The organism is Alteromonas sp. a30, assembly GCF_026788005.1.
Lineage (GTDB): Bacteria > Pseudomonadota > Gammaproteobacteria > Enterobacterales > Alteromonadaceae > Paraneptunicella.
In genome coordinates, this window is sequence record NZ_JABEPE010000015.1 from 20,307 (window position 1) to 45,766 (window position 25,460).

24 protein-coding genes are annotated in these 25,460 nt (G+C 42.6%); 12 read left to right on the top strand and 12 right to left on the bottom strand.

The genetic code is table 11. The features are described from left to right. Positions 1-32 precede the first annotated feature (32 nt). A complete protein-coding gene (gene prmB / locus HJG39_RS14225; protein ID WP_268410043.1) occupies positions 33-950 on the bottom strand; it encodes a 50S ribosomal protein L3 N(5)-glutamine methyltransferase in 918 nt (305 codons plus the stop codon). Between the two features lie 192 nt (positions 951-1,142). On the opposite strand from prmB, the gene smrB reads away from it, so the two are divergent. Next, entirely contained in the window at positions 1,143-1,700 is a 558-nt protein-coding gene (gene smrB / locus HJG39_RS14230; protein ID WP_268410044.1) for an endonuclease SmrB, read from the top strand. Positions 1,701-1,704: 4 nt separating this feature from the next. Here smrB and HJG39_RS14235 read toward each other — a convergent pair whose 3' ends face one another. The 3 genes from HJG39_RS14235 to HJG39_RS14245 form a co-directional block, all read right to left on the bottom strand. Beyond that, complete coding sequence (locus HJG39_RS14235) at positions 1,705-2,289, bottom strand: transglycosylase SLT domain-containing protein (RefSeq protein WP_442781028.1); 585 nt, start codon at positions 2,287-2,289, stop codon at positions 1,705-1,707. Between the two features lie 161 nt (positions 2,290-2,450). After that, the gene (gene gshA / locus HJG39_RS14240; RefSeq protein WP_268410046.1) at positions 2,451-4,037 is read right to left on the bottom strand and encodes a glutamate--cysteine ligase; all 1,587 of its coding nucleotides are present in this window, start codon (positions 4,035-4,037) and stop codon (positions 2,451-2,453) included. A 257-nt stretch (positions 4,038-4,294) separates the two neighbouring features. Then, positions 4,295-7,174, bottom strand: coding sequence for a M16 family metallopeptidase (locus HJG39_RS14245; RefSeq protein WP_442781029.1), 2,880 nt, complete (start codon positions 7,172-7,174; stop codon positions 4,295-4,297). A gap of 276 nt (positions 7,175-7,450) precedes the next feature. Here HJG39_RS14245 and HJG39_RS14250 point away from each other — a divergent pair, with 276 nt between their 5' ends. The 4 genes from HJG39_RS14250 to HJG39_RS14265 all read left to right on the top strand — a co-directional run bounded on the left by HJG39_RS14250 (position 7,451) and on the right by HJG39_RS14265 (position 10,210). Further along, positions 7,451-7,993, top strand: coding sequence for an Hpt domain-containing protein (locus HJG39_RS14250; RefSeq protein ID WP_268410048.1), 543 nt, complete (start codon positions 7,451-7,453; stop codon positions 7,991-7,993). A gap of 3 nt (positions 7,994-7,996) precedes the next feature. Then, complete coding sequence (locus HJG39_RS14255; RefSeq protein WP_268410049.1) at positions 7,997-8,698, top strand: TIGR01621 family pseudouridine synthase; 702 nt, start codon at positions 7,997-7,999, stop codon at positions 8,696-8,698. Between the two features lie 230 nt (positions 8,699-8,928). Next, positions 8,929-9,318 carry a hypothetical protein gene (locus HJG39_RS14260; RefSeq protein ID WP_268410050.1) on the top strand — a complete coding sequence of 130 codons (390 nt, stop codon included), beginning with the start codon at positions 8,929-8,931 and terminating at the stop codon, positions 9,316-9,318. Continuing rightward, complete coding sequence (locus HJG39_RS14265) at positions 9,296-10,210, top strand: ketopantoate reductase family protein (RefSeq protein WP_268410051.1); 915 nt, start codon at positions 9,296-9,298, stop codon at positions 10,208-10,210. Before HJG39_RS14260 ends, HJG39_RS14265 begins: the two co-directional genes overlap by 23 nt. 110 nt (positions 10,211-10,320) lie before the next feature. Here the strand turns inward: HJG39_RS14265 and thiI are convergent, their stop codons facing one another. The 3 genes from thiI to pomA form a co-directional block, all read right to left on the bottom strand. Next, positions 10,321-11,790, bottom strand: a complete 1,470-nt coding sequence (gene thiI / locus HJG39_RS14270) for a tRNA uracil 4-sulfurtransferase ThiI (RefSeq protein WP_268410052.1) — start codon at positions 11,788-11,790, stop codon at positions 10,321-10,323. A gap of 88 nt (positions 11,791-11,878) precedes the next feature. Further along, on the bottom strand, positions 11,879-12,811 hold the full coding sequence (locus tag HJG39_RS14275) for a flagellar motor protein MotB (RefSeq protein ID WP_268410146.1): 933 nt from the start codon (positions 12,809-12,811) through the stop codon (positions 11,879-11,881). Positions 12,812-12,813: 2 nt separating this feature from the next. Continuing rightward, positions 12,814-13,581 (bottom strand): flagellar motor protein PomA, encoded by a 768-nt coding sequence (gene pomA, locus HJG39_RS14280; RefSeq protein WP_268410053.1) that lies wholly within the window; start codon positions 13,579-13,581, stop codon positions 12,814-12,816. Positions 13,582-13,932: 351 nt separating this feature from the next. On the opposite strand from pomA, the gene HJG39_RS14285 reads away from it, so the two are divergent. Genes HJG39_RS14285 through dxs form a run of 3 tightly spaced genes read left to right on the top strand, consistent with a single transcriptional unit; the run spans position 13,933 to position 16,975 of the window. Continuing rightward, positions 13,933-14,196, top strand: a complete 264-nt coding sequence (locus HJG39_RS14285) for an exodeoxyribonuclease VII small subunit (protein ID WP_268410054.1) — start codon at positions 13,933-13,935, stop codon at positions 14,194-14,196. After that, positions 14,196-15,080 carry a (2E,6E)-farnesyl diphosphate synthase gene (gene ispA, locus HJG39_RS14290; protein ID WP_268410055.1) on the top strand — a complete coding sequence of 295 codons (885 nt, stop codon included), beginning with the start codon at positions 14,196-14,198 and terminating at the stop codon, positions 15,078-15,080. Before HJG39_RS14285 ends, ispA begins: the two co-directional genes overlap by 1 nt. Positions 15,081-15,100: 20 nt before the next feature. Continuing rightward, positions 15,101-16,975 (top strand): 1-deoxy-D-xylulose-5-phosphate synthase, encoded by a 1,875-nt coding sequence (gene dxs / locus HJG39_RS14295; protein WP_268410056.1) that lies wholly within the window; start codon positions 15,101-15,103, stop codon positions 16,973-16,975. A 223-nt stretch (positions 16,976-17,198) separates the two neighbouring features. Here dxs and cysS read toward each other — a convergent pair whose 3' ends face one another. Further along, positions 17,199-18,578: a cysteine--tRNA ligase gene (cysS, locus tag HJG39_RS14300; protein WP_268410057.1), complete on the bottom strand. Its 1,380-nt coding sequence runs from the start codon at positions 18,576-18,578 to the stop codon at positions 17,199-17,201. A 190-nt stretch (positions 18,579-18,768) separates the two neighbouring features. On the opposite strand from cysS, the gene HJG39_RS14305 reads away from it, so the two are divergent. Next, the gene (locus HJG39_RS14305) at positions 18,769-19,263 is read left to right on the top strand and encodes a peptidylprolyl isomerase (RefSeq protein WP_268410058.1); all 495 of its coding nucleotides are present in this window, start codon (positions 18,769-18,771) and stop codon (positions 19,261-19,263) included. 72 nt (positions 19,264-19,335) lie between these two features. Next, the gene (gene lpxH / locus HJG39_RS14310) at positions 19,336-20,085 is read left to right on the top strand and encodes a UDP-2,3-diacylglucosamine diphosphatase (protein WP_268410147.1); all 750 of its coding nucleotides are present in this window, start codon (positions 19,336-19,338) and stop codon (positions 20,083-20,085) included. A 222-nt stretch (positions 20,086-20,307) separates the two neighbouring features. On the opposite strand, the gene miaE is transcribed toward lpxH, so the two are convergent. After that, a complete protein-coding gene (miaE, locus tag HJG39_RS14315) occupies positions 20,308-21,069 on the bottom strand; it encodes a tRNA isopentenyl-2-thiomethyl-A-37 hydroxylase MiaE (protein ID WP_442781030.1) in 762 nt (253 codons plus the stop codon). Between the two features lie 389 nt (positions 21,070-21,458). Between miaE and HJG39_RS14320 the strand changes: the two genes are divergently transcribed. After that, entirely contained in the window at positions 21,459-22,049 is a 591-nt protein-coding gene (locus HJG39_RS14320; RefSeq protein WP_268410059.1) for a Yip1 family protein, read from the top strand. Between the two features lie 60 nt (positions 22,050-22,109). On the opposite strand, the gene serB is transcribed toward HJG39_RS14320, so the two are convergent. Beyond that, positions 22,110-23,177 (bottom strand): phosphoserine phosphatase SerB, encoded by a 1,068-nt coding sequence (gene serB / locus HJG39_RS14325; protein ID WP_268410060.1) that lies wholly within the window; start codon positions 23,175-23,177, stop codon positions 22,110-22,112. Between the two features lie 153 nt (positions 23,178-23,330). Here serB and HJG39_RS14330 point away from each other — a divergent pair, with 153 nt between their 5' ends. Next, entirely contained in the window at positions 23,331-23,957 is a 627-nt protein-coding gene (locus HJG39_RS14330) for an AhpA/YtjB family protein (RefSeq protein WP_268410061.1), read from the top strand. Between the two features lie 26 nt (positions 23,958-23,983). Here the strand turns inward: HJG39_RS14330 and HJG39_RS14335 are convergent, their stop codons facing one another. After that, the gene (locus HJG39_RS14335) at positions 23,984-24,778 is read right to left on the bottom strand and encodes a TatD family hydrolase (RefSeq protein ID WP_268410062.1); all 795 of its coding nucleotides are present in this window, start codon (positions 24,776-24,778) and stop codon (positions 23,984-23,986) included. A gap of 3 nt (positions 24,779-24,781) precedes the next feature. Further along, positions 24,782-25,432, bottom strand: a complete 651-nt coding sequence (gene pdxH / locus HJG39_RS14340) for a pyridoxamine 5'-phosphate oxidase (protein ID WP_268410063.1) — start codon at positions 25,430-25,432, stop codon at positions 24,782-24,784. Positions 25,433-25,460: the final 28 nt, after the last annotated feature.

Below are 25,460 nucleotides of genomic sequence, written 5' to 3' on the forward strand. Positions count from 1 at the left end.
CCACTGACAAAAGTTTATGGGCAAAACTGACTTTATTCGCTACCGAAATAAGCTTCCAGTGTTTCTTTTTGAACAGCAAACACACCATCTCCACCATTTTTAAACTCAATCCATTTGAGATCAAGGTCAGGGTATTGCTGTTGTACATGCACTAAGCTGTTCCCAACTTCAACAATAATCCAAGCTCCTTTATTCAAATGTTGCGGAGCCTGCTGCAAAATGGTGTGAACTATATCTAAACCATCCTCTCCCGCCGCTAAACCAATTTCTGGTTCAATATGAAACTCCTCAGGCATATCAGCAATATCTTCCGCATCCACATAAGGAGGGTTTGTCACAATCAAATCGTACTTTTGTTCATTGAGTGCCGAATACACATCTGAATTTATTGGGAACACTCGCTCAAGTAAATCATGTTCCTCAATGTTGATAGAGGCCACTTCTAACGCATCTAAACTAATATCCACGGCATCTACTTGTGCTTCAGGGAAAGCATAAGCACAGGCAATAGCGATACAAGCACTGCCTGTACATAAATCTAGGATATGCTGAGGCTCATTGTTTAAGAAGCCATCAAACTTAGCCTGTATCAACTCAGCAAGCGGTGAACGAGGCACTAAAACGCGCTCGTCAACATAAAAAGGAAGGTCGCAGAACCAAGCCTGTTGAGTTAAATAGGCAACGGGAATACGCTCATGAATACGACGGTTAACTAACGAAAGTATGTGTTGCTTTTCCTCTGTGGTTAACCGGGCTTGAAATAGCTGATCACTCACCTCTTGAGGCAGATATAAGCACTGTAACACCAAACTTACCGCTTCATCCCACGCATTGTCAGTACCGTGTCCGAAAAATAAGCCAGCCTCATTAAAACGGCTAACACTCCAACGCACGACATCTAATATGGTGTGTAGTTGCTCAACAGCCTCATCAATTTCTACGTGCTCCACGTTTTTACCTCTATCCAGCTTGGAATTAATTGTGTTTATCTGCGGCTTTATGCTTCTGTTAAATTGCCCTGACCTTATATTGTGACCTGTTTTCATTGATTTGCGCGTGCAGGATAGGAATAATGCCCCCGCACGGCATGATGAAATGTCGTATTGTTATTCAAAGCATTCAAAAAGCCGGTAAAGAATACTGTGAAAAAGAAAACAGCATTGAACGAAGAAGATAGTCAACTTTTCCGCGAGGCCATTTCGGGTGTCAAGGCGTTAGAGCAAGACAAAATACCGTTTGAGGCTTCTCGCAGCAAGAAAAAACCAGCAATTAATCAAAAAAATGCGGCTGAATTACGCTTACGTAAACAAGCGGCAGCGGCATTCGAATTTTCTGATGGATTTGAAGCTCACTTCCCGGAAACAGGTCCGATAAAATGGGTTCGCTCAAAGGAGTTTTCAGGCGACATTAAACGCTTAAGACGCGGAGAGTACCCCCCTGAACTTATCTTAGATTTACACGGTTTCAATCGACAAGATGCAAAATTAGAAATTGCGGCATTGTTACAACGTGCGGAGAAGCGCCACATATTCTGCGTGTGTATTGTGCATGGTATTGGCAGTAAGGTATTAAAACGCGCTATACCAAGCTGGTTAGTGCAACATCCATTTGTACTGGGTTTTCATAATGCACCATTAGAGTTTGGTGGGGATGGCGCATTATTGGTGTTGTTGGACTGTATTCCTGAATTTTTACGCTAATCACTTAACCGAAAAGCAATCGCCAAATCCAACTGCTATCCAAATCTTCCTGACAACCTTTTAACTGTTTACTGTACATATAAGCGCGGTTTTTCACTTTTTTAGCGACTTTTTTCAACCACGGCTTGCGATTATAAGTTCGACGTTTATAACCACCCCAACCTTCGTGATAATTCAGGTATTGTGCGTACGCATCCCACTTGGAAACGCCATTAATTTTATAGGTTTTCGCGATAAACCATCCCATAAAGTCAATGGCATCATCAAAATCATCTCTATCTGCACCAGAGTTTCCACTCTCTCGAATATAATCATCCCACGTTAGCGTTTTTGCTTGCGAATAACCGTATGCAGAACTGACTCTTCCCCAAGGGATTAAACCGAAAAAAATGTAGTCACGAGGTGGTTGTGCATCGTCCCGAAATGAACTTTCCTGATACATCATCGCCATGGGTACATGAATGGGAACGCCCCACTGTGCTTTCATGTCAGAAGCGGCATCGTACCAATCACGTTTCTCGAAAAAGACTTCACAAATATTGTGTGCATTTTTAGGTGGGGCTGTCGCACAACCGGAAAGTGTCGTCATGAGAATGGCTGGAAAAACAACCATTTTTAATTTTTTTAAAAAAATGGGGAACTTTCGGGTCATTGGGCTAGTCATATGATCGTGTGTTCTATTTATGTGTTTCCCTGGAAATCCGTTTATGCCCAGTTTTTACTGGGCATTTTTTTTGGAAGCAAACACGGTTAAACGCCAAATTTTTGATGCATAAAGGTATCAAAATCTACTTTATCTTCTGATTCAACCAAAGCTTGCTGCTTCAACGACAGTTCTGCCTGCTGCTTAAAGAAAGCCTCATTTAAAATCTGATAATTTGATTTAAGGAAGTTCTGTCGATATTGATCAGCTAACGTTAACCCAAATTTACCATTATCCAAGGTCTCGCCGGTCGCAAATAAACGCTCAACAATTTGCCCAGAAAGTGTTAATGAAGCATCGTTAACCGCTTGTTTTTCCTTCGCTAACGCTTGAGTGTAAACCTGAGTCTGATTCGCTTTATCCAATAAGCTTGCAATCTCCGCCATCTCATCGAGCATTTCATTGCCCCACTCTCTTAGGCCGATTTCCACACCATTTTTTTCTAGCATTAACCCTTTACGTCGACCAGAGACAACAACGCGTTTTAGATTGCGCTCTGTTTCTTCATATCCCGGCATATCAAATTCATCACTGGGTTTTAACAAACAGTACAATAAAAAGACATCAAGGAAATGCATTTGTTGCTGACTAATTCCCACCGGGGAAAATGGGTTTACATCCATTACACGGACTTCTATATAACTGACTCCACGGCTCTCCAATGCATCTGTCGGTTTTTCCAAACTGATGGTTGGCTGTTTAGGGCGAATAGGCGAATACAGCTCATTCTCAATTTGCAGTATATTGCTATTTAATTGACGGAATTGCCCGTCAACTTTACCGCCGTAGGCTTCATATTGTGGAGAAGGCGTGTTAATCGCTTTTCGTAATGCTGCAATATAGGTATCCAAATGGTTATAGCAAATACGCAAACGCGACTGGTCGTTATTGGTGTAGCCCAAGTCACTCATTCTTAGCGAGGTGGCATCCGGTAAATACAAGCTACCTTTACCGAACTTCTCAAAATTCATATTGGAATTCTTTGAACCCAAAAACGAACTACACATCGTTGGTGAAGCACCGTATAAATAAGGCAACAACCAGCAAAAACGACGATAATTTCGTACGAGTGCGAAATAGGCCGCAGAAATGACATTTTGCCCGGTGCCAGCATCAGACACTTCGGGTAGGTATGCTTGCCAAAAAGCATCAGGTAATGAAAAGTTAAAATGAATACCCGAGATGGTTTGCATCATACTGCCATAACGGTTTTTCAAGCCTTTGCGATACAAGTGCTTCATTTGCCCCACATTCGAGGAACCGTATTCGGCTAACCGAATATCATCTTCACGAGAAATATAGCAAGGCATGCTCATAGGCCATAAGCGTTCATCACCGATATTTTCAATGGCAAATTTATGTGTATCTTCTAACTGAGCCAAGGTTGTTTTGGTGAGTGTTTCTGGCGGTGTAATAAACTCTAACAGCGGCTCTGCAAAATCCGTTGTAATAAAATGATGGGTTAACGCCGAACCAAGAGCTTGGGGATGATTCGTTTGCGCAAGGCTACCATCTGAATTAATGCGCAAAGTTTCTCGCTCTACGCCACGTTGAATACCAGTAAGGGAGGACAACAACGCATCCTTATTGAACAAACTTAAACGTTCATTAAATTGCCGACTAAATTGTTGCAAAATCAATCCTAATTCTCTTTGATCACTAAGCGAGATCGATATGGTGACATGATTATGAGGCTCATAAAAACAAATTCAAGCCTTGAGTTGGGAATTCAAATAACCGCTTTAATAAGAATTCCCATTCAACGCTAAATTTAAGATGAGTAAGCTACAGCTTAAATTTCATTTTTCGATACATTTTTAAATAAGAATACGTTAAAAATGTTTCGAAATACTTCATGGTAAAGTTTACCTACCCAATCACGTAATTTTCGTTACAAATTTACATCCAGCAATTGAATTTCCCGATTAAGTTCGGAAGCCAATACAATAAGTTCTGGGGCTAACGCATTGAGATCTCCCACAATAACAATATGCATCGAGTTAAGATCTAGATGTCGACGAGCTAGTTCATTTAGTTCATCAAGCTCTATGTTTTCAATGAGTTGATTTTGCTTTTCAACAAAATCCGGTGACAATCCATAATGATATAACCGTTGTAAGAATGCTGCTTTACTTGATGGTGTTTCGTAACTCAAAGCATCGCTGGAAATATAAGCTTCTCGTAAAAATGAAAGTTCTTTTTCCGTCATACCTTTTTGTTGATAGCGCTTAATTTCTTTAATTAGCTCCTCTAACGCTTTCACCGTATTAACATGATTGATAGCACCACCTGCTCTAAATAAACCAAGTGTTTTCCCACCGATGAAAAGGCTATTTGCGCCATAGGTGTAGCCTTTATCCTCGCGTAAATTGAGATTAATTCTACTGTTAAATGCGCCGCCTAACGGGAAATTCATTAAGGTTGAACGGAACTGCTCCCCTAACGCATCAAAAGGTAAGAAAGGTTTTAAAAGACGAATAATGGATTGGTTAGCATCGGGCTTATCAACAACAAAGAGTTTATCGGCTGAAAATTCAGGAAACGCTTCATAAGGCGGAATTTGGTAAGGCTTGGCCTGCCAAGACTTCAAGAAGCTTAATTTCGATAGAAGAGCTTGTTGATCTAAATCCGTTACACTAATCAGGCTCGAAAGGTTTGGGCTGTAATATTGTTGATAAAAAGCCTTTACATCTTCCAACGTGATGCGATTAAAAGTTTCACTATTTCCACTGTCATCAATACCCATACGATTATCTTCACCGTACAATAACTGCAATGATGCTTGTGCCATTAGTGCATTTGGACGCTTCGCTCGTTGCTGTAAACTTTGACTAATGCGCTGTTTCTTGAGTGCAAACTCAGAGGCTAAAAACGCGGGTTGGAACAATCGTTCTTTGAGAAGAGCTAATGTTTCATCAAGATTTTCTGTCAGGCTGCTTACTTCAATCACCGTATTACGACCAGAGGCAGAAAACTGTATTCGACTGCCTAATAACGATAGTTGATTTGCTATTTCAACTTCCGTTTTCTGCTGTGTTGAAGCGCTCATCATACTGGCAGTTAAGCTCGCCAAACCAGCTTTGTCTTTGGGATCCAGCAAAGGCCCGCCTTCCAAACTAATCCGCAACAACGTCGTGGGCGTTTCATCGGTTTTGTGTCCCCACACTTCCATGCCATTATTAAATTTAGTTTGCCAAAACGTAGGGACATTAACTATCGGCGCTTTTTGTGGCGGGGGGATTTGACTGCGATCAAAGTCATCTTCTGGTGGTACTTTAGCAATGTACGTTTGCGACTCAACAGACTTAATATCACGCGTAAATTCAAAGTTTTGAGCGCTGGCAACAAGCTCGGTTTGCCCTTTTGGTACCACACTCACTACAACAGATGGCTTACCCTTGATATAACGTTTAAATACGCGCATTACATCCGCTTTCGTTACCGCATCGTAACGCAACAAGTCACTCTCGACTAAATCCGGCTCACCACTCATATACTCATCAAACGCTAATGTGGAGACTTTACCAGCAACACTTTGGAGGCCAAAAATAGTGGAAGCGCGCATGTCCATTTTGGTCCGAGCAATATCATCATCACTCACACCTTGACGCTCAAATACATCAAGCGTGGCCCGAAGTTTGTTTTCCAACGCCTGTAACGATAATGATGACTGTGGATTCGGTAGTGCAGTGATTTTGAATTGGCATGCAAGCTCTTGGCAAGGATGAGATACGCTTGCCTGAACCGCTTCTCCCTTTTGCACCAAGTTTTGATAAATAATTGATGTTTTACCGTTTCCTAGAATATCAGATAGCACATCCAATGCAGCTTCATCTTCATGACGCACATATACTGTTGGATAGACAATCTGTACCAAAGGTAAATGCACATCATCTTCTAATGTGATGTAGCGTGTTTCAGGCAATGTCACTAATGACTTGGGTTGATTATTAACATCCGGGCCTTTAGGAATATTTCCGAAATACTTCTTGACCCACGTCAGTGTTTGCTCAACATCAATATCGCCGCCGATACTAATAATGGCGTTATTTGGCCCATACCAACGCTGGAAAAAAGCTTTTAAGTCATCCACCGTCACACGATCTAAATCTTCTACATAACCAATGGGCTGCCAAGAGTAAGGGTGCCCCTCAGGAAAAAGAGCTTCTGCCACTTTTTCATCTAACCGACCATAAGGTTGACTATCAACACGTTGAGCGCGCTCATTTTTAACGGTCTCACGCTGAATCTCGAACTTTTCTTTCGTGACTGCGGGCAGTAAGAATCCCATTCTGTCCGCTTCCAGCCAAAGTACCTTTTCCAGATGATTGGCGGGGACGGTTTGATAATAGTTTGTGCGATCACTGTTGGTACTACCATTTAAGGTTCCACCAGCTTCTGTGATCAATTCAAAATGTTGCTCATCCGCTACGTGCTCCGAGCCCTGAAACATCATGTGTTCAAAAAAGTGAGCAAAACCCGATTTACCAACCTCTTCTCGCGCTGACCCAACATGATAAGTGACGTCAACATGCACAAGCGGATCACTATGATCTTCGTGTAGCAATATTGTTAAACCATTGTCTAATTTAAATTTTTGGTAATCTATACCAATATTATTGGAGCGACTCTGATGCGAAGTAATTTGAGTCATACCCGACGCAAGTGCAACTTTGTTTTGTTTCGGGTGGGGGTACGTATGACATGCTATAATGGTGGTCGTGGCTACAGCAACAAAGCTGACGCGCAAAAAAGAAGGTAGTCGGAACATGTTGTTTTCACTGATGTAAAATTGAATTTGATGAGGTCATGGCTGTATAGCGCCAAATTAGATGAAATATTTTCATGATGCAACCACAGGTTTTATCATGAGAAAAAAGTCTAACAAAGTAGCAAAGTGTAAGCGAATACATCATGACTCAGCTAAGCTAATATGAACACGGCTATACGATGCCTAATTTTTTACAGTTAAGGTAAGTTACGTAGCGAAAACAGGCGTTATTGAGTAAGCTACTTCTGTTCTTGGCGAGCGAGAGGAAATAGAATTTTGACAAACAAAAATATTATTCTTGACCTGGACTTTGGCCTAAGCCAATTAAGCGGTAACAAGGAGTTGCTTATCAAAATGTTCGAGCGTTTTCGTTCGGATTATGCTCAATTCGCGGATGAGCTCTATGAACTGCTTGCCACAAACGATACTCACCTATTGAGACAAAAGGTCCACACGATTAAAGGCGTTGCAGGTAACTTAGGCATGAATGCGTTGTATTATGTCAGCAAAGAATTTGAAGAGGCTGCAAAAACGGATGATCCAAATATTGCCTCTCACCTGTTACCGTTTAAGGAAACATTAGAAGCGACCATTGGAGAGATGAACGAGTTGATAGAAGGTGTACATGAGAATACTTCAGACGATGATCTCGCACAGGGCGTTGATCGTTTGAAACAATTGTTAAGAGAAAATGAGTTCATATCAAAAGACGATCTCGCCGCTTTTCTTGCAAACTCAGATTACTCACCTGCTACGAAATCGAAAATTAGCCAAGCGATTAACGATCTTGATTACCCCACTGCTCTGTCATTGCTATAGTTTATGAGCCCATTTTCGGTACCTATTGTTTATAAGCACAATGATTTTATTGTTATTAATAAACCAGCAGGTATTGGAGTACATCGAGAAGGTAACGCGCCGGGAATTATTGAACTCGTGCAAGCACAGCACAGGTTCAACAAGCTCTGGTTAGTGCATCGCTTGGATAAGGTCACTTCTGGCTTGCTTATTCTTGCACTCAACAGCCACGCCGCCGCACAGTTATCAGCGTTATTTTCGGAAAAAGCCATACAAAAATACTACTTTGCTTTATCGGACAAAAAGCCAAAAAAGAAACAAGGTAGCATTGTTGGCGATATGGAAAAAAGCCGAAATGGGCTGTTCAAATTAACCCATAGCAAGCAAAACCCAGCTATCACCCAGTTCTTTAGTAAAGGAGTATCTGGCCTACGCTTGTTTGTGCTTAAACCTGCAACGGGGAAAACCCACCAACTCAGAGTCGCAATGAAAAGTCTTGGCAGCCCAATATTAGGAGACACGGCGTATACAGGTTCACCCTCGGATAGAGCTTACCTACATGCATATGCCCTGTCTTTCGTTTATCAAAATGAGAGCATGACAATTTCAACAATGCCTCAAACGGGTGAGCATTTTCTCGATCAGGCTCAAACCGCTTTATACTCAGAATACTTAACACCAAACACCTTGCCTTGGCCGCAAAAAGGAAGCACACAGAAACCGTAAAGTGCGAATAATTTCACCCTAATATAATTTGTCTTATGTTCTTGTTTTTCATTCATAATCCGCGCATATTTAAGCGCTTATAAGACTCGGTTCTAATGTTAACACTTGACCAAAAAGCAATCACAAGGTAGATCTTGCACTAAGTGGCTTTTGAAAAGGTTATCAGGATGTTCAAATATAACCGCAAGGATTCACACTCTGAAGAGGGTACCGTACCGGACAAATGAAGTATGTTTAAATCAACGCAACTCACATGTTTTTTCCTTTTCATTGTTGTCGGCCTAGTTATCACCTTGATGTTGCCGACACAATCACTCCCAGAAATGCTGATGCCCTTTCCTCGCGCAGAAGACAAAAATAACCATATCGCTATTTTCACTTTGTTTACACTTATCAGCCGCTATTGTTTGAGCTTAAGTCCCTTCCGCTTAAGCATGTTAATGACCTCAATTGCGGGTGGAACCGAACTCATTCAGGAGCTTAGCCCTTATCGAACTGGAAGTATGCTTGATTTCCAAGCAAACTTAATCGGAATCGCTGTAGGAATGATCACCGCGATTGTCGCCACAAGCTTAATTCAATGGATAAATAAACATTATGCATCTGGGTATCCTAGGTAACGGAGCCATCGGCTCTCTATTAGCAGCAAAATGTCACGTTAGCGGGTTTCAATTTACTTTGCTTTCTCGCCAGCCTCATATCAATACAATGCAATACCAATTTGCTGATGGGCAAAAAGGCTCTTTTACCCCAGAATATTTGGGACCGGTTTTTGATACGCAATTTGATATTTTATTAGTTGCCACCAAAGCTTACGATGTTGAAGCCGCCTTGGAGCAATGGAAAAATACCATTTCGGAAGACACCATTATTGTGCTGATGAATAACGGAATGGGTCCACACGAAAACATTGCTGATATGTTCCCGGGTAATCCGGTTGTTGCCGTGCTAACAAGCTATGGCGCCTACAGACCCGAGTTTAATATTGTGGAGGAAACAGGAACAGGGAATAGCGCCGGCGGCTGGCTTGTGGCGCCAGAGAAATTCAAGGAAAAAGCCATATTAACCCAATTAGAAAAACTCTTTGATGCGGTTATGGCCCCCTTTACTTGGCATGAGGATGTCCGACTTCCCTTATGGCAAAAACTCGCTATCAATGCTGTTATTAATCCGTTAACCGCATTATACAAAGTTCCCAATGGCAAATTAGCCACGCCGCGTTACCAATCGCTGATGACACACCTTATTGATGAATTGCGTTTAGTGATGAATGCCGAAGGTGTACACATCACATCAAGCACGCTTAGTAATATCATTAATAGTGTGGTAGCTGGCACTGCGCAAAACATATCTTCCATGCATCAAGATGTTTTGCGAGGACGCAAAACCGAGATAGATATGATCACAGGCTATTTACTGAAGGTTGGAAAGCGCCACAATATCGCTCTGCCTCATCACCAACGCATATACGAAAAGATCAAGGCGCTAGAGTCTGAAGCAGAAGTCTCCTAGATCTCAAAGAATATCAGCTTCAAAGTTAACCCCACCAAATGCAGTAACAGAAGCGCTAGAACAATACTCTGAGCGCTTCTTTATTTTCATTTAGCAGACACCACATTACACTATTTTTTTTCTTTCACAGGCTGATACAGATGTACATTCTCAAAGCCTCGCTCACGCAGAAGCATTGCATGGTATTTACTCATAACGCCGCGATCACAATATAAATAATATTGCTGATTCGGATCTAACGTCGAGAATAGCCTTTCCAATTTATAAAACGGTAAGTGTTTCACTAAGTGAGAGTCCACTTCCATCGGCTTAGCTTCTTCTTCCTCTGGAGATCGAACATCAAGAACCACTGCGCCTTCTGGCAATTCTGCGGTCGCCATCACTTCGGTGCTTTCTTCTTGCTCGAATTTGTTGATATTGCGAATATCTAACACGTTACTATTACGCACCGCCGTTTCGATCAAGCTCAAATCTAATTTGCTTTCTTCCTCGATAGTTTGCGCTAAATCGGCTCTCACATTAGGGCTGCGCGAAATGACACCACAATACTCTGGAATGGTTGCGGAAAGCTCGCCAGTACCAATTTCCCGAGCTCTTGCGATGATGTCAGACTTATCCATACAAATTAATGGACGCAACACCAATTTGTTAGTCACCTGATCGATAACATGTAAATTCGTCAGTGTTTGGCTAGCAACCTGCCCTACACACTCGCCTGTTACCAAGGCGTTGATTTGAAGGTTGTCGGCTACAATTTCGGCCGCGCGTAGCATCATTCGTTTGAGGACAACTCCCATATAACCCGATGCACAGTTTTCAACGATGTCGTTCACTACTGGAGCAAAGTCGACCGAGATGAATTTCACGCGATGTGACGCACTAAATTTTTGCCACAGATAATAGCTGATCTGGCGCACACCTATTTCGTGTTCACGCCCACCTAAGTTGAAGAAACAATAGTGAGTTTTAGCGCCGCGACGAATAAATTCATAGCTCGCCACGCTAGAGTCAAATCCACCTGAAATTAACGATAAAACATCTTCTTGTGTTGGAAGTGGCATCCCACCCATGCCTTTGAAGCGATTCTCAATGAGCAGTAAATGAGTCTTATCAATTTCTAACTGAATTTCGACATCGGGATGATGTAAATTCACGCCGCCGGTGGGGTAATTCTGGTTAATACCTCCCCCTACGTATCGAGCAACATCTACCGAAGTAAAATCGTGTTTACCTCGGCGCTTAACGCGAACACAAAACGATTTATCAACTAAGCGCTCTCCCCAAACGGCAGCGACCTGCTGGTAAATATCTTCAAAATCTTGATATTCCGTTTCCTTCACTTCTAGAACTTGCTCAATTCCCGGAATGTTGGTTAAGGCAATACGTAAACGAGCAATATGTGTGGGGGTTAAATCGCGCGGGCGAATTTCCAATTTATCCCAACTGTTTTTAATCGCTGCATTCACATCGCGATTAACAAACACATTGCGAATATTGGACTCAAGTAGGCGCGTAAAACGCTTGCGTACCGAGTTACTCTTGATAGTAATTTCAGGGTGTAATTTAACGATAAATTTCATAGGTAAAATAACAAGGGATAAGCGACAACAACGGCCCAACTTACCCCTGTGTTTTTCTTGGCCAAATATGGCGCGGGATCATATCACTTTACGGCTGGTCTTCAATCACTGAAATTGGCTTGGTGAACTTCGGTTTGCCTTGATTGATAGCAATTTCTACTCGACGATTACGTTGCGCTGCGCCTGGTTCATCATGAGGCACCAACGGAACGGTATCAGCTCGCCCCACGACTTCCATACGTTTTTCATCAAATTTAGGAACACCTCGTAACACCTCGGCAACCGCAACGGCTCGCTGGGAAGATAGATCCCAATTAGAACTATAAAGTTCATTCGCAATATGTTGATTATCACTATGTCCAGAAATTTCTAACTCGCCCGGCATATCAACCAGTAATTCGCCAATTTTTCGAATAACCGGTACAAATTGTGGCTGTAAAAACGCTGATCCTGCTGAAAAAGCACCGTTTTCCCGAATGCGAATGGTAATTTGCTGGCCTAATGATTCCATTTCAATAGAACCATCAATAATTTGTTTTTCCAGTTTTTGAGCAATTTTCTTCAATTGTTCATTTACCGACTCCTGACTCGCCTGCTGTGAACTGGAGGTCGATTGATCGGTAGAGGTTTGATTAGCGCTACCACCGCGTTGCTGCCCACGCTGTCGTTGACGCCCGCCCGCGCTATCTTCTGTCCCTGCCTGAAACTCCAACATTTGCTGTGTCATTTCAATGGTTTGTTGCTGGATATTTTCGATTGGCGTTGGATCAGGTCTGCCCGGGCGAAATTCCATGGCAATAACGCTCGTGCCTTTTGGAATATCTTTTACTTCAATTTTGTTTTGCACACCGAATGCGAACTTCATGGAACCCGCAATTTGCTTGAACTTAAGCACATCCATTTCCGAAAATGCCAACAGCAAAACGAAAAAGCACATTAACAGCGACATTAAGTCGGCAAAAGTGCCCATCCAAGGTGGTAGCCCGGGGGGCGGGCATTTAGGACAATCTTGTTCTTCCATCATTATCCCTCGGCATCATCCGTACCACCTCGTTTGCTTTCAGCTAGGTAGTTTTTCAAAATACCTTCAATCACTCGGGGATTTTGACCGTCAGCAATGCCGACGATGCCATCTAATACCAACTGTTGATTGACTTTTTCCTCACCCATACGAACATTCAATTTTGCCGCAATCGGCAAACAAATAACATTGGCGAAAAAGGCACCGTATAGGGTTGTTAACAAGGCAACAGCCATTGCCGGACCAATCGCTTTGGGGTCATCCATGTTGGAAAGCATTGCCACCAAACCAATAAGCGTACCTATCATTCCCATTGCTGGCGCAATATCACCTAATCCTTTAAAGATACCGGCCCCAAAATCATGACGCTCAGTAGTCATTGCTATATCTTTTGCCAGTGTTTGACGCACTACGTCTAAGTCGTGGCCATCGACCAACATATCAACGCCTTTTTGCATAAAAGCATTGTCAATTTCTGCTTCTTCAAGTGCTAAGAAACCGCCTTTACGTGCGGCATCTGCCATTTCCACAATCTTTTGGATAAGCTCTTCCGGCGCTTCTATTTTAAACATAAACGCTTTGGCTGCGATTTTTCCGGCGCCGAAAAACTGATTCAGAGTGAATTGAGATAAAACAACAAAAATGGAGCCCCCAAATACGATGAGTACCGAAGGACCGTTAATAAACATTCCTACATCACCGCCAAGGACCATCGCCATCACAACGAAACCAATGGCACCAACCATGCCGATCAAGGTTGCTAAATCCACATAATCCCCCTATTCCACCTTCATTGTTAACTCAACGATTAGTTTAATCTAACTCTTAAAATTTTCACTCAATCTGGCTTTTTACCGCACTACTTTGATTGAATAAGCAACATATGTAAAAGAGAGCGCTTAAAGATAACATTGTAAGCCAAACTTATGTTACTGAAAGTGCTACTTTTCATTGTATCGACATACGCAATTTTTTCTAAAGCAATAATCATGCTCAATAGTTATGATATATCACGGTAAAAATACATAAATATTGCAATTCAGCGCCTATCCTGACTTGATCCCCCCGTTTTCCTCGGTTAATGTGCTGCATCACAAAATGACAGGAAGAATTTGAATTCCATGACCCAGCAAGAAAAGCCAGAAAACTTGTCTTTTGAGCAGGCAATTGAGGAACTTGAGCAGATTGTTTCGACTATGGAGCAAGGTGATTTGCCATTAGAGCAAGCGTTAGGTGCATTCGAACGCGGTGTACAACTTGCCAATCAAAGTCAGCAAAAATTGAAGCAAGCCGAGCATAAAGTCAAAGTTCTCCTTGAGAAAAGCGGAGAGCAGGCGCTCGTCGATTTTGAAAACGAACAAGAACAACACAAGGATCTTTTCTAGTGAGCACTTGGCAATCGTTTCAAGAAACGGTAGCAACTCGTATGTCGCACCTTCTTGAACAGGTTATCAATCTACAGCCGCAGCAAGATTCAGCGCTCCTTCCCGCCATGCAATACAGCCTTCTCAATGGCGGCAAACGAATTCGCCCGTTTCTGATCTACGCAACGGGAGAGATGCTCGACATTAATAAAGAGAATCTCGATATGTGCGCCATTGCATTAGAATGCGTGCACAGCTACTCCTTAATTCATGACGACTTACCCGCAATGGATGATGATAATCTTCGTCGAGGGAAACCCACTTGTCACATTGTTTATGGAGAGGCGACCGCCATTTTAGCCGGCGATGCGTTACAAACCCTCGCATTTAATGTATTAGCTGATTACCCTGCTCCCGCCACCGTCGAACGAATTCATCTGGTAAGCATCTTGTCAAAAGCGGCTGGGAATCAAGGCATGTGTGGTGGTCAGAGCTTAGATTTACAAGCCACTAACCAGCAGGTTTCACTGGATGCGCTGCATCAAATTCATGAACTTAAAACCGGTGCATTAATCAGTGCAAGCATGGAAATGGCCTGTGTTTTTGCTGATTTGCCTGAGCAGCATCGAAACACATTTCAACAATATGCGCGCGCCCTTGGTCTCGCTTTTCAAGTAAAAGACGATATTCTTGATATAACCGCCAACACAGAAACTTTAGGCAAGCCTCAAGGCTCAGATGAAGAAGCCAATAAGAGCACATTTCCAAGCTTGCTGGGCTTAGAAGGCGCTGAGAATTATTTAAACGAATTGCATATGCAAGCCTTGAATGCTCTAAACGCGATACCCTACAACACTGAGCTTTTAAAAGCTTTTAGTGACTTCGTCGTGCAACGTGAGCATTAACTCTGGATGTAACAATAATAATGACACTTGATTTAGCCCATTACCCTTTGCTTAGTATGGCTGACACGCCGGAAGCTTTACGTCGTATCCCAAAAGAAAAACTAAAAGACCTCACCAATGAATTACGTCAGTTTTTACTTGCAAGCGTAAGTAAAAGTAGCGGCCATTTCGCCTCTGGATTGGGTACAGTTGAACTCACGGTAGCACTGCATTACGTCTACAATACGCCGTTTGACCAACTTATTTGGGATGTGGGACACCAAGCCTACCCTCATAAAATCCTAACTGGTCGCAGGGATCGCATTACCAGCATTCGCCAAAAAGGCGGACTGCACCCCTTCCCTTGGCCACCTGAAAGCGAATTCGATACCTTTGCAGTGGGTCACTCATCCACTTCCATAAGTGCCGCACTGGGGATGGCGGTTGCTGCGGAAAAAGAAAAACAGGGCCGCAAAGTGGTAGCGGTTATCGGCGATGGAGCCATGACAGCAGGCATGGCTTTTGAAGCGTTGAACCACGGCGGCGACATGGATAAAGACATGTTGGTTGTACTTAACGATAACGAAATGTCAATTTCTGAAAATGTGGGAGCACTCAATACACATTTGGCGAAATTATTAACAGGAAGCTTATTTAACAGCATCCGAGACAGTGGCAAGAAATTATTAAGCAATGTACCTCCAATTAAAGAGCTAGCCAGCAAAGCGGAAGAACATATCAAAGGGATGGTTGCGCCGGGAACGATTTTCGAGGAGCTTGGCTTTAACTATGTTGGCCCAATCGATGGACACGACGTCACTAGCATGGTTGAAACGCTGTCTAATATGCGCAAAATGTCTGGTCCGAAGTTACTGCATGTTGTCACCAAAAAAGGTAAAGGCTACGAACTTGCCGAAAAAGATCCTATCAAATTCCATGCAGTGCCAAAGTTCGATATAAAAGAACAAACTCTGCCCAAAAGCCAAAACAGCAAACCGACTTTCTCCAAAATATTCGGTGATTGGATTTGCGATATGGCAACAATAGATCCAAAGCTCATGGGGATCACACCCGCAATGCGCGAAGGTTCGGGTTTAGTCGAGTTTTCGCAACGCTTCCCTGATCGTTACTTCGATGTTGCCATTGCTGAACAACACGCAGTTACATTTGGTGCGGGTCTTGCCACTCAAGGATTAAACCCTGTTGTTGCCATCTATTCCACGTTTTTACAACGTGCTTATGACCAGCTTATTCATGATGTTGCTTTGCAAAACCTACCCGTGCTTTTCGCGATTGACCGTGCTGGCATTGTTGGTGCCGACGGCCCAACACATCAGGGCGCTTATGACATCAGCTTTTTGCGCTGTATTCCTAACATGACAATTATGACACCATCCGACGAACAAGAATGTCGTGACATGTTATACACTGGTCACTTAATGCAAACGCCTGCTGCGGTGCGTTATCCAAGAGGTTCAGGGTCAGGTATTGATGTTACCGACACCATGAACACCATTGAAGTAGGTAAAGGCGTGACTTTGCGTGAAAGCGCTAAAGCAAGCGGCAAAGTTGCTCTGCTTAATTTCGGTACTCTTATGCCGTATGCAAAGCTAGCGGCAGAAACGCTCGATGCAACCTTAGTTGACATGCGCTTTGTTAAACCACTGGATACAGATCTTATTGATTCCCTTGTGCAGTCCCACGATTTACTTGTCACCATTGAGGACAACGCAATTGCAGGCGGCGCAGGCAGCGGCGTAGGTGAATACATGTTGCGTAAACAGTATGCTAGTAAGCTGCTTATGATCGGCCTTCCCGATGAATTTATTATGCAAGGAACGCAAGAAGAAATGTATGCCGAATTGAAACTGGATACGCAAGGTATTGTTGATCAAGTAAACGGGTTCACTAAATAGCTGTGTTTAATTGTCAGTCACCGCATAAAGATTTATCGCTAACATCCATATAGGTTCCTCACTCTCTACAAGTGACCAATAATCTGGAACTGATATGTAGAGGCGGCAAATCAACAAGCAGTAAGATAAACATTAAAAAGGAGCCGCTTGGCTAATGCCAGTCAGTTAAGCTGACTGGCATTTTTCTTTTTAGTTGGCAATGTCGTCTTTACTAGAAACAGACTTAAGCTCTACGCCACGTTGTGCCTTCTGGACCATCTTCCAACACAATATTCATGGCTTGCAGTTTATCGCGAGCATCGTCCGCAGCGGCCCAATCCTTGTTTTTACGTGCATCATTGCGTTGCTGAATTAAGGCTTCGATTTCTGCTGTATCGTCATCACCCGATACAGAACCTTGCAAGTAAGCCACTGGGTCAAGTTGCAGCAAACCTAACACAGCACCAAGCTGCTTTAACACACCAGCCAAAGCCGCTTTTTCTGCGTTGTCTTCTGTTTTATTTATCGCTTTAGAAAGCTCGAACAAAACAGAGAAGGCTTCCGGCGTATTAAAGTCGTCATCCATGGCTTGCTCAAAGCGCGCCAAATAGCCGCCATGATGGATATCAACAGAGGTATCCGCAGAAACATCTCGTAATGCGGTATACAAACGCTCAAGTGAGGACCGAGCTTGTTTAAGGTTTTCTTCGGAGTAATTTAGCTGGCTACGATAATGCGCAGACATTAAGAAATAACGTAACGTTTCTGCATCGTAATCTTTTAGTACATCACGCAAGGTGAAGAAGTTACCTAAAGACTTCGACATTTTCTCTTCGTTTACCTGCACCATGCCAGTGTGAACCCAATAATTCACATAGGGCGTATCAAACGCACAGCAACTTTGCGCCACTTCGTTTTCATGATGCGGGAATATCAAGTCCGAACCGCCGCCGTGAATGTCAAAGTGTTCACCTAAATGTTTATGGTTCATGGCTGAACATTCAATGTGCCATCCCGGACGACCATTCCCCCAAGGCGACTCCCAGCTTGGCTCATCTGGTTTTGCTGACTTCCACAAGACAAAGTCCAATGGCGCACGTTTGTGCTGCTCAACATCCACGCGCGCGCCTGCATTTAACTGTTCTAAGTCCTGCTTGCCTAAACGGCCATATTCTTTATACGTATTCACTTCAAACAGCACATCGCCATTTTCAGCTTGATAAGCGTACCCCTTGTCTATCAATTTTTGGATGACATCAATGATTTCATTCATGTGAGTGGTAACACGAGGCTCAATATCAGCATCAAGTAGATTAATTGCGCGAAAGTCTTCATGCATCATGGCTACAGTGCGTTCAGTTAATGCGTCAACAGTCTCATTATTTTCATTAGCACGTTTGATAATTTTGTCGTCCACATCAGTAATGTTACGCACATACTTCACGTCATAACCTTTATGACGTAGATAACGAACCATTAAATCAAAACTCAAATAGGTACGGGCATGACCCATATGACACAAATCGTAAACGGTAATTCCACACACATACATGCCGACTTTTCCGGGCACCAAGGGTTTAAACTCTTGTTTTTCCTGCGTTAGCGTGTTGTATATTTTTAACATTTACGATCCTAATTTGTTCTAATTTTACTGACTAATGTGCTCGCTATTATACGTAGCAAATGTGCATTTGATTAGCCTGAATTTAACAATTCACCTAAAAACTTAAGCTATTAGGTGAGCAATGCACTTTTTAAGCGACTGGACTTTAGTTAGAATGCCCCTTTTACAAGACAATAAACAAGGTATAACAATGGTTACTCTGCACACCAATTTTGGAAAAATCACCCTGAAACTAGACGCTGAGAAAGCCCCTAAAACGGTTGAGAACTTCTTGTCCTACGTTAAAGATGGTTTTTACGACAACACTATCTTCCACAGAGTAATTAACGGATTCATGGTTCAAGGCGGCGGTATGGAGCCTGGCATGAATGCAAAAACCACCAAAGATCCGATTGAAAATGAAGCGAATAATGGGCTAGAAAACAAAGTTGGCACTATTGCTATGGCGCGTACTAACGACCCACATTCAGCTACCGCGCAATTTTTCATTAACGTCTCTAATAACGACTTCTTAAATTTCCGTAGCGAAACCGCTGATGGTTGGGGCTATTGTGTATTCGGTGAAGTCGTTGAAGGTATGGACGTTGTAGATAAAATAAAAGGTGTTGTAACAGGTAGCAGCGGCTTCCATCAAGACGTGCCGGTTGAAGACGTCATCATTGAAAAAGCGGAAATCACGGAATAATTCGATTTCCCTATCAAGAGGAGTACATCTGTGCTCCTTTTTACTTCAACCCGATTGAATCACTCCCCTTCTATGGCTTTTACTTATTTTATTGCCGATTTACATTTAAGCGCTGATCGTCCCGACATCACTCAATGTTTAGTTAAATTTTTAGTCAACGATGCACCTCAAGCCGATGCCTTGTACGTGTTGGGTGACTTATTCGAAGCTTGGATAGGTGATGACGACATCAACCCATTTACCACACACGTTGCTGATGCATTCAAGCAGTTTTCAGAAACAGGTAAGCCCATTTACTTTATTCACGGGAACCGGGATTTTTTGATCCGCGAAGCATTTGCCAAACGCGCCGGATTTACCCTATTGCCTGAACGTACCGTCATTGACTTATACGGAACGCCCACATTGATTATGCATGGTGATGAACTTTGTACGCGTGATGTGGAGTATCAAAAATTCAGGAAAAAAGCACGAGGATGGTGGTGGCCAAGATTGATGCTATTGTTCCCATTGTGGAAGCGTCGTGAAATTGCCCAGAAAGGCAGGGAGAAAAGCCAATCTAATACATCGAACTTACAACAAGCAATTATGGATGTGACTCCAGAAGAGGTAGTCAAAGCGATGCAAGAAGCTAATGTAACACGCTTAATACACGGCCATACGCACCGCCCTGCAATACATGACATATCTGTTCATTTAGCGGGAAAAAGTGAGAAGGCGCAACGTATTGTGTTGGGAGATTGGTACACACAAGGGAGTGTTTTGAAAGTATCGGCATCGCACATTGAGCTGGAAAGCCGTCAGTTTCAACACCTTGAATAACACAAACTAAACCTGACATGTGCAATTTACACAGATGGTTTTGTTGCCCGTCGGTGTCGTTCTCGGTTCTTACTAACGAAACTGCTCAAACAAATAGGCTAGGTGCCTTAGTGAATCTAGTGGCCCAGCAATGACAATTTTCTCCAGCATCGCTTGATCCAACGCCATAAAAATAACTCCTTAATCAACTCACCCTGCGGCCAATTGTGTTTCATTTTCTATTTAACTTAATACAACCATAGGCGCTCCGCTATGAAATTTAAAGTCAGGGTCCTTAGACGATATTAACTCCCTTTCAATTTCACCGAATTGAGCAATGCGCGCGCTAATGTCTTCGCCGGCAATGTCTTCTGCCAGTGTTAGGTAGTCTTGGTAATGACGGGCTTCGGAGCGAAGCAAAGACACATAAAAATCACCTAAACGCTTATCCACATGAGGCGCTAGTTTAGCGAAACGCTCACAAGAGCGAGCTTCAATGTAAGCGCCACAAATTAATTTATCGATTAACGCAGCAGGCTCATAGGTGCGTACATGACGTAACAACCCCTTGGCATAGCGACTTGAGGTAATTTTATCGTAGGCGACACCGCACTCATCCATGATCTCCAATACCTGATAAAAGTGATGCAATTCTTCTTTAATTAACAACACCATTTTATCAACCAAGTCCTGACCGTAAGGTGTATTAGACTTTGGAATCATCGACTTTGCTAGCTTATGATTAGCTAGCGTCCGCCAATCACCTATTTGACGATAGGCAAAATCTTCATATGGTTGTAGCCACGCCAATAGTGCATCACCACTTGCTTTATCTACTGCATATTTGCGTATTAAAAACATGGCTGACTGGGCGGCTTTTAATTCACAAACTAAATGGTCAATCAATACCACAGGCAAATTCTCTTTACGCTTCGCTTGAGCAATCCATATATCGGGTGTTTCACACATTAGAAATGATTTTATCGGGGCAAGTAGCTGTTCCAAAGTCAGAGTCTCTTCAAAGCAATTTCGATTTTTTACGCCCAAACTGCAAGCTATTAGAGCTGCATTTTAGACGCGAGCAATGATAACACGGTTCTCTATTCTGCTTCGAAATTCAATCACGTCCGATGGCTAAATATCGACTTAATATTGACCACTGTAAATTTTCGACTATACCTAAGTTTAGGGATACATTTTTGTAGTGAATTATTCGTTGCCTGTCTGGGGACGCCACATAGGGAAAATCAAGGCTTATAAAAGGTTCGTATACTTAGGCACATATAGTCCACTCCAAGATAAGATGTTGTTTTTAACGGTGAATTGACTTTTTTAAGTCCATTTTTGTAAAAGGGTAACGATAACCAAGTTGCTCAAAAAAATGAGAGGTGTCTATGATTTTGAATCATCTGTGGGGTATTTATACCCACCCTAAGGAAGAGTGGCATGTAATAGAGAGGCGACATGAAGGTTTCAAGTTCAGTCTGTCGCATATTTTAATTATTTCTTTAATTCCTGCTCTGATGGCTTACTTTTCTGCCGTCTATTTTGGCTGGAGTATCGGTGTCGGTGATCGTATTCACCTAACACACAATGAAGGACTTATTTTAGGAATAGGATTGTATTTCGGCTTGGCTATTGGCGTGTTTGCACTGGCTTACATGATTCAGTGGATGTCTAAAACGTTTGACTCAAACCCCACCTTTACTCAGGCCCTAGAAATTTCAGCTTACGCGGCCACACCTTTATTTATGGTTGCTTTAGCAGGTTTCTACCCTGAATTATGGTTTATTATGTTAGTCGGTTTGGCAGGGATCTCATACTCTGTTTACTTGCTCTACACAGGCGTTCCTATTGTAATGAAAATCCCCGAAGAAGAAGGTTTCGTTTACGCCAGTTCGGTGGTTACTGTTGGGCTCATCTTTTTAGTTGTTATGATGGTGGGCTCTGTGATTGTTGGTAGCTGGATTTTCCACCCAATATAACTTTACCTCTCAGCTGTAAAGCTTCGCGAGCACATAGGATATTGTGCTCGCTTTTTTCATTTATCGCAGATAATCAAGCAACTGATCTAACTCGCCGAAACGAATGCTCGTTTGACTTTGTTCCCGAACGATAGGTTTTGCTTTATACGCGACGCCAAGCGCTGCTTTTTGCATCATCACTAAATCGTTAGCACCATCACCTAATGCAACAGTTTGTGACATCGGAATGGAAAACTGCTGTGCCAACGACTCGACTGTTTGTGCTTTCACTTGCGCATCCACAATATTGCCTAACACTTTACCTGTCAGCTTCGCATCGACAATCTCTAGTTCATTTGAAATCGCATAATCTAAGCCTAAACGCTGCTTTAAATAATTAGCAAAATAAGTGAAACCGCCTGATGCAATGGCTAACCGCCAACCATGGTGCTTTAATGTTGTTACCAAGTTTTCAATCCCCGGCATCAAAGGTAGCTTATCGCGAACCGTCTTTAATAAACGTTCTTCGGCATGTTGCAAACATGCAACACGGCTCGTTAAGCTCTGTGCAAAATCCAACTTGCCTTGCATTGCCAACTCTGTCACTTCCGACACCTTATCGCCAACACCTGCTAACTTAGCTATTTCATCGATGCACTCGATGTTAATCACAGTGCTGTCCATATCCATTACCAACAAGCCCGGCTCAGATAAGATTGGCGCACTTTCGACAAAAGCGACTTCAACTTGTAACTCTTGCGAAACCTCTTCCAATAAAACATTCACTGAAGAAAAGCGCTCTTGCTTATTAAGTAATTCCACCTTGGCCTTCGCCACTAATCGATTTGATTTAGCACTGCGAGATACGGAAATTAACCAAGATTGAAACGCAAGTGTTTGCGCTAATGCCTGCTCAACTTGATGTAACTTTTCTATGTTTAGCGCTTCACAACTAACAACAATGCAAGCTTGTGTTTTATGCTCTATTTCTGTTTTATTTAACACTAGGTTAGAAGATGGAGGCACTGTCGTAAAACGAAAACAAATAGATTCATCGGCTAGTAGATGAGCAAAACAAGTATCGAAATATTGCGCTTCACTTAGTGGTAAAGGAAAGGATAAAGAAGACAACATACAGCCATTGATCATTTGAGAAATAATGGCTAAGAATTGTAAAGCAAATACTGGGAATTTACAGTGCTAAATCACTTATTCGAACTCACCAAAACACATCAAGCCTTTTTGCACATTATGAAGTTTCTCGTTGAGTTTAAAGCAAAATTCTCGTAACTTACGCTTGTTATGAAGTTAAACTCACCCCCACAGCAGTTACTCGAATTGCCTAGTCGATATTCAGTTTTTAAGCGCATTGCTTTATTGGTGCTGACTCTGCTTGTTGTCTTCAGCACGCTTTATGTATGGCTCTCTAGTCACGCTTCAATGAACACCCATTATTTCTCTCAGGCCGACGAAATAGGTAAAGGTTTAACCAAGCAATATCAACGCATTTTACAAATGCCAGTTGCTAAACGGGACTTCGATCGCATTAACACTATTTTGTCGGCTATCGTTAATGACCCTCAGATTATTACCGCCAGTGTGTTTGATGCATCAGGTAGAGTGATTGCTCAACAGCCTCAATACCAAGACTTTGTGCATTTACATGAGCAGGGTTCATCCGTCACACCCCTTACCTTTATGAGTGAATTAATTCATCCCGATAAAGCCGATGCATCACAATTAGGGTACTTACGGCTAGTAATGGATGCCAAGTTGGCCAACAACAATATCGAAAAAATGGAGCATGCGTTTTTGAGTCGCACTCTCGTTATCATGTTATTGGCTTTATTGTCAGGCATTGTGCTAACACGGAGTTTTTATAAATGGCGAATGAAATCGTTGAAGATCAAAACTCAGAAAAGGCTATAAGCAGGCCAGAATAAAGACAGCTAAATTTAAGCGCCTAACTTAAAAAATGACACGTAATTATGAGTGGTTTGGGTAATCACCTCTTGTGGTGATAAAGATAACAAGTCACTCAAATGCCGAATAACATCAGGTAAATACAAAGGGCTATTAGGCTTTCCTTGCCGACCTTGCATTGGCATATCAGGCGCATCGGTTTCCAATACAAAACTATCGAGTGGCAGCGCCTGCAAAGCCTTGCGTGTTTTCCGAGCTCTGCCATAGGTAATCGTGCCGCCGATGCCAAGCAAAAATCCTAAGTCGATATATTGTCTTGCCACTTGTTCGCTGCCGGAAAACCCGTGAATAATGCCACCATTATTGAACTTCTGCTGCTTTAACAACCGAATTAACTCATTATGACTTTGCCGATGATGCACAATTAATGGCAATTCAAACGCCTTGGCTATCTCTATTTGCGAGATAAATATGCGCTCTTGTAAATCCCACTCAACTTTATCAGCTATCGCGCCATCTAAACCGGTTTCACCAATAGCAAGGATGTGTTGTTGATGTTGTTCTATGTAGTCAGCCAGTTGTGGCAACTGTAATTCTGTTTCTGAATTTAAAAAATAGGGGTGCAACCCAAAGGCCAAATCAATGTGTAGGGGTAGTTTTGCTGTTTGGGCAACGGAAGCCTGAATTTTTAGCAAATTGGGCATGCCTGCAAGCGTAATTGCAGGAATAAGGAGGCGAGTAAAGCCTATTTTCGCGCAATCGTGTAATAGGCTTTCCCGATTGCCATCGAAGGCTGAAAAGTCAAGATGGCAATGGCTATCTATCATAATTTATGGCATCAAACGCTCAATTTCCCAAGCGCCTTGTGCGTTTTTGCTGTAAATAAAACGATCATGCAGGCGGTGTTCCCCCCCCTGCCAAAATTCAATTTCAGTTGGGATAACGCGATATCCTCCCCAAAATTCTGGCAATGTCATGTCTTTATCTTTGAACTTTTGCTTAATTTCCTCGAACTTGCTAATGAGCATCTGTCGAGTAGAAATGGGGTGGCTTTGCTGAGAAGCCCAAGCAGCCAATTGACTTTCTTTGGGTCGAGATAAGAAATACTTAGTCACTTCGGCAATAGAAAGCGGTTCAGCTTTCCCACAAATCTTTACCTGACGCTCAATATAATGCCACGGAAAATGCAATGAAACGGCATTATTGGATTTTATCTCAAGCGCTTTTCGGCTGCCTAAGTTAGTGTAAAAAACAAAGCCGCCATTATTTACATCTTTCAATAAAACAATACGTTGGGATGGTTGTCCGTTAGCATCAACCGTTGCAATGGTCATGGCAGTTGGATCCGGAAGCTGCGCGTCAATCGCATCTTTTAACCACAAATCAAACTGCACTAATGGGTCGCCTTGTAAAGCGCTTCGACTTAGCTTGCCTCTGGTATACTCACGACGAATATTAGCTAGTGCTTGTTTATCAATCATAAATGGAATTCCCAAATTAAGGCGCAAT

Bases quoted from the DNA above. Each gene is read 5' to 3' on its own strand.
- HJG39_RS14235 (WP_442781028.1), bottom strand. From the start codon at position 2,289: ATGACGACACTTTCCGGTTGTGCGACAGCCCCACCTAAAAATGCACAC.
- HJG39_RS14245 (WP_442781029.1), bottom strand. From the start codon at position 7,174: ATGTTCCGACTACCTTCTTTTTTGCGCGTCAGCTTTGTTGCTGTAGCC.
- HJG39_RS14255 (WP_268410049.1), top strand. From the start codon at position 7,997: ATGAGCCCATTTTCGGTACCTATTGTTTATAAGCACAATGATTTTATT.
- HJG39_RS14260 (WP_268410050.1), top strand. From the start codon at position 8,929: ATGTTTAAATCAACGCAACTCACATGTTTTTTCCTTTTCATTGTTGTC.
- HJG39_RS14265 (WP_268410051.1), top strand. From the start codon at position 9,296: ATGCATCTGGGTATCCTAGGTAACGGAGCCATCGGCTCTCTATTAGCA.
- thiI (WP_268410052.1), bottom strand. From the start codon at position 11,790: ATGAAATTTATCGTTAAATTACACCCTGAAATTACTATCAAGAGTAAC.
- HJG39_RS14275 (WP_268410146.1), bottom strand. From the start codon at position 12,811: ATGGAAGAACAAGATTGTCCTAAATGCCCGCCCCCCGGGCTACCACCT.
- HJG39_RS14285 (WP_268410054.1), top strand. From the start codon at position 13,933: ATGACCCAGCAAGAAAAGCCAGAAAACTTGTCTTTTGAGCAGGCAATT.
- dxs (WP_268410056.1), top strand. From the start codon at position 15,101: ATGACACTTGATTTAGCCCATTACCCTTTGCTTAGTATGGCTGACACG.
- cysS (WP_268410057.1), bottom strand. From the start codon at position 18,578: ATGTTAAAAATATACAACACGCTAACGCAGGAAAAACAAGAGTTTAAA.
- HJG39_RS14305 (WP_268410058.1), top strand. From the start codon at position 18,769: ATGGTTACTCTGCACACCAATTTTGGAAAAATCACCCTGAAACTAGAC.
- lpxH (WP_268410147.1), top strand. From the start codon at position 19,336: ATGGCTTTTACTTATTTTATTGCCGATTTACATTTAAGCGCTGATCGT.
- HJG39_RS14320 (WP_268410059.1), top strand. From the start codon at position 21,459: ATGATTTTGAATCATCTGTGGGGTATTTATACCCACCCTAAGGAAGAG.
- serB (WP_268410060.1), bottom strand. From the start codon at position 23,177: ATGATCAATGGCTGTATGTTGTCTTCTTTATCCTTTCCTTTACCACTA.
- HJG39_RS14330 (WP_268410061.1), top strand. From the start codon at position 23,331: ATGAAGTTAAACTCACCCCCACAGCAGTTACTCGAATTGCCTAGTCGA.
- HJG39_RS14335 (WP_268410062.1), bottom strand. From the start codon at position 24,778: ATGATAGATAGCCATTGCCATCTTGACTTTTCAGCCTTCGATGGCAAT.
- pdxH (WP_268410063.1), bottom strand. From the start codon at position 25,432: ATGATTGATAAACAAGCACTAGCTAATATTCGTCGTGAGTATACCAGA.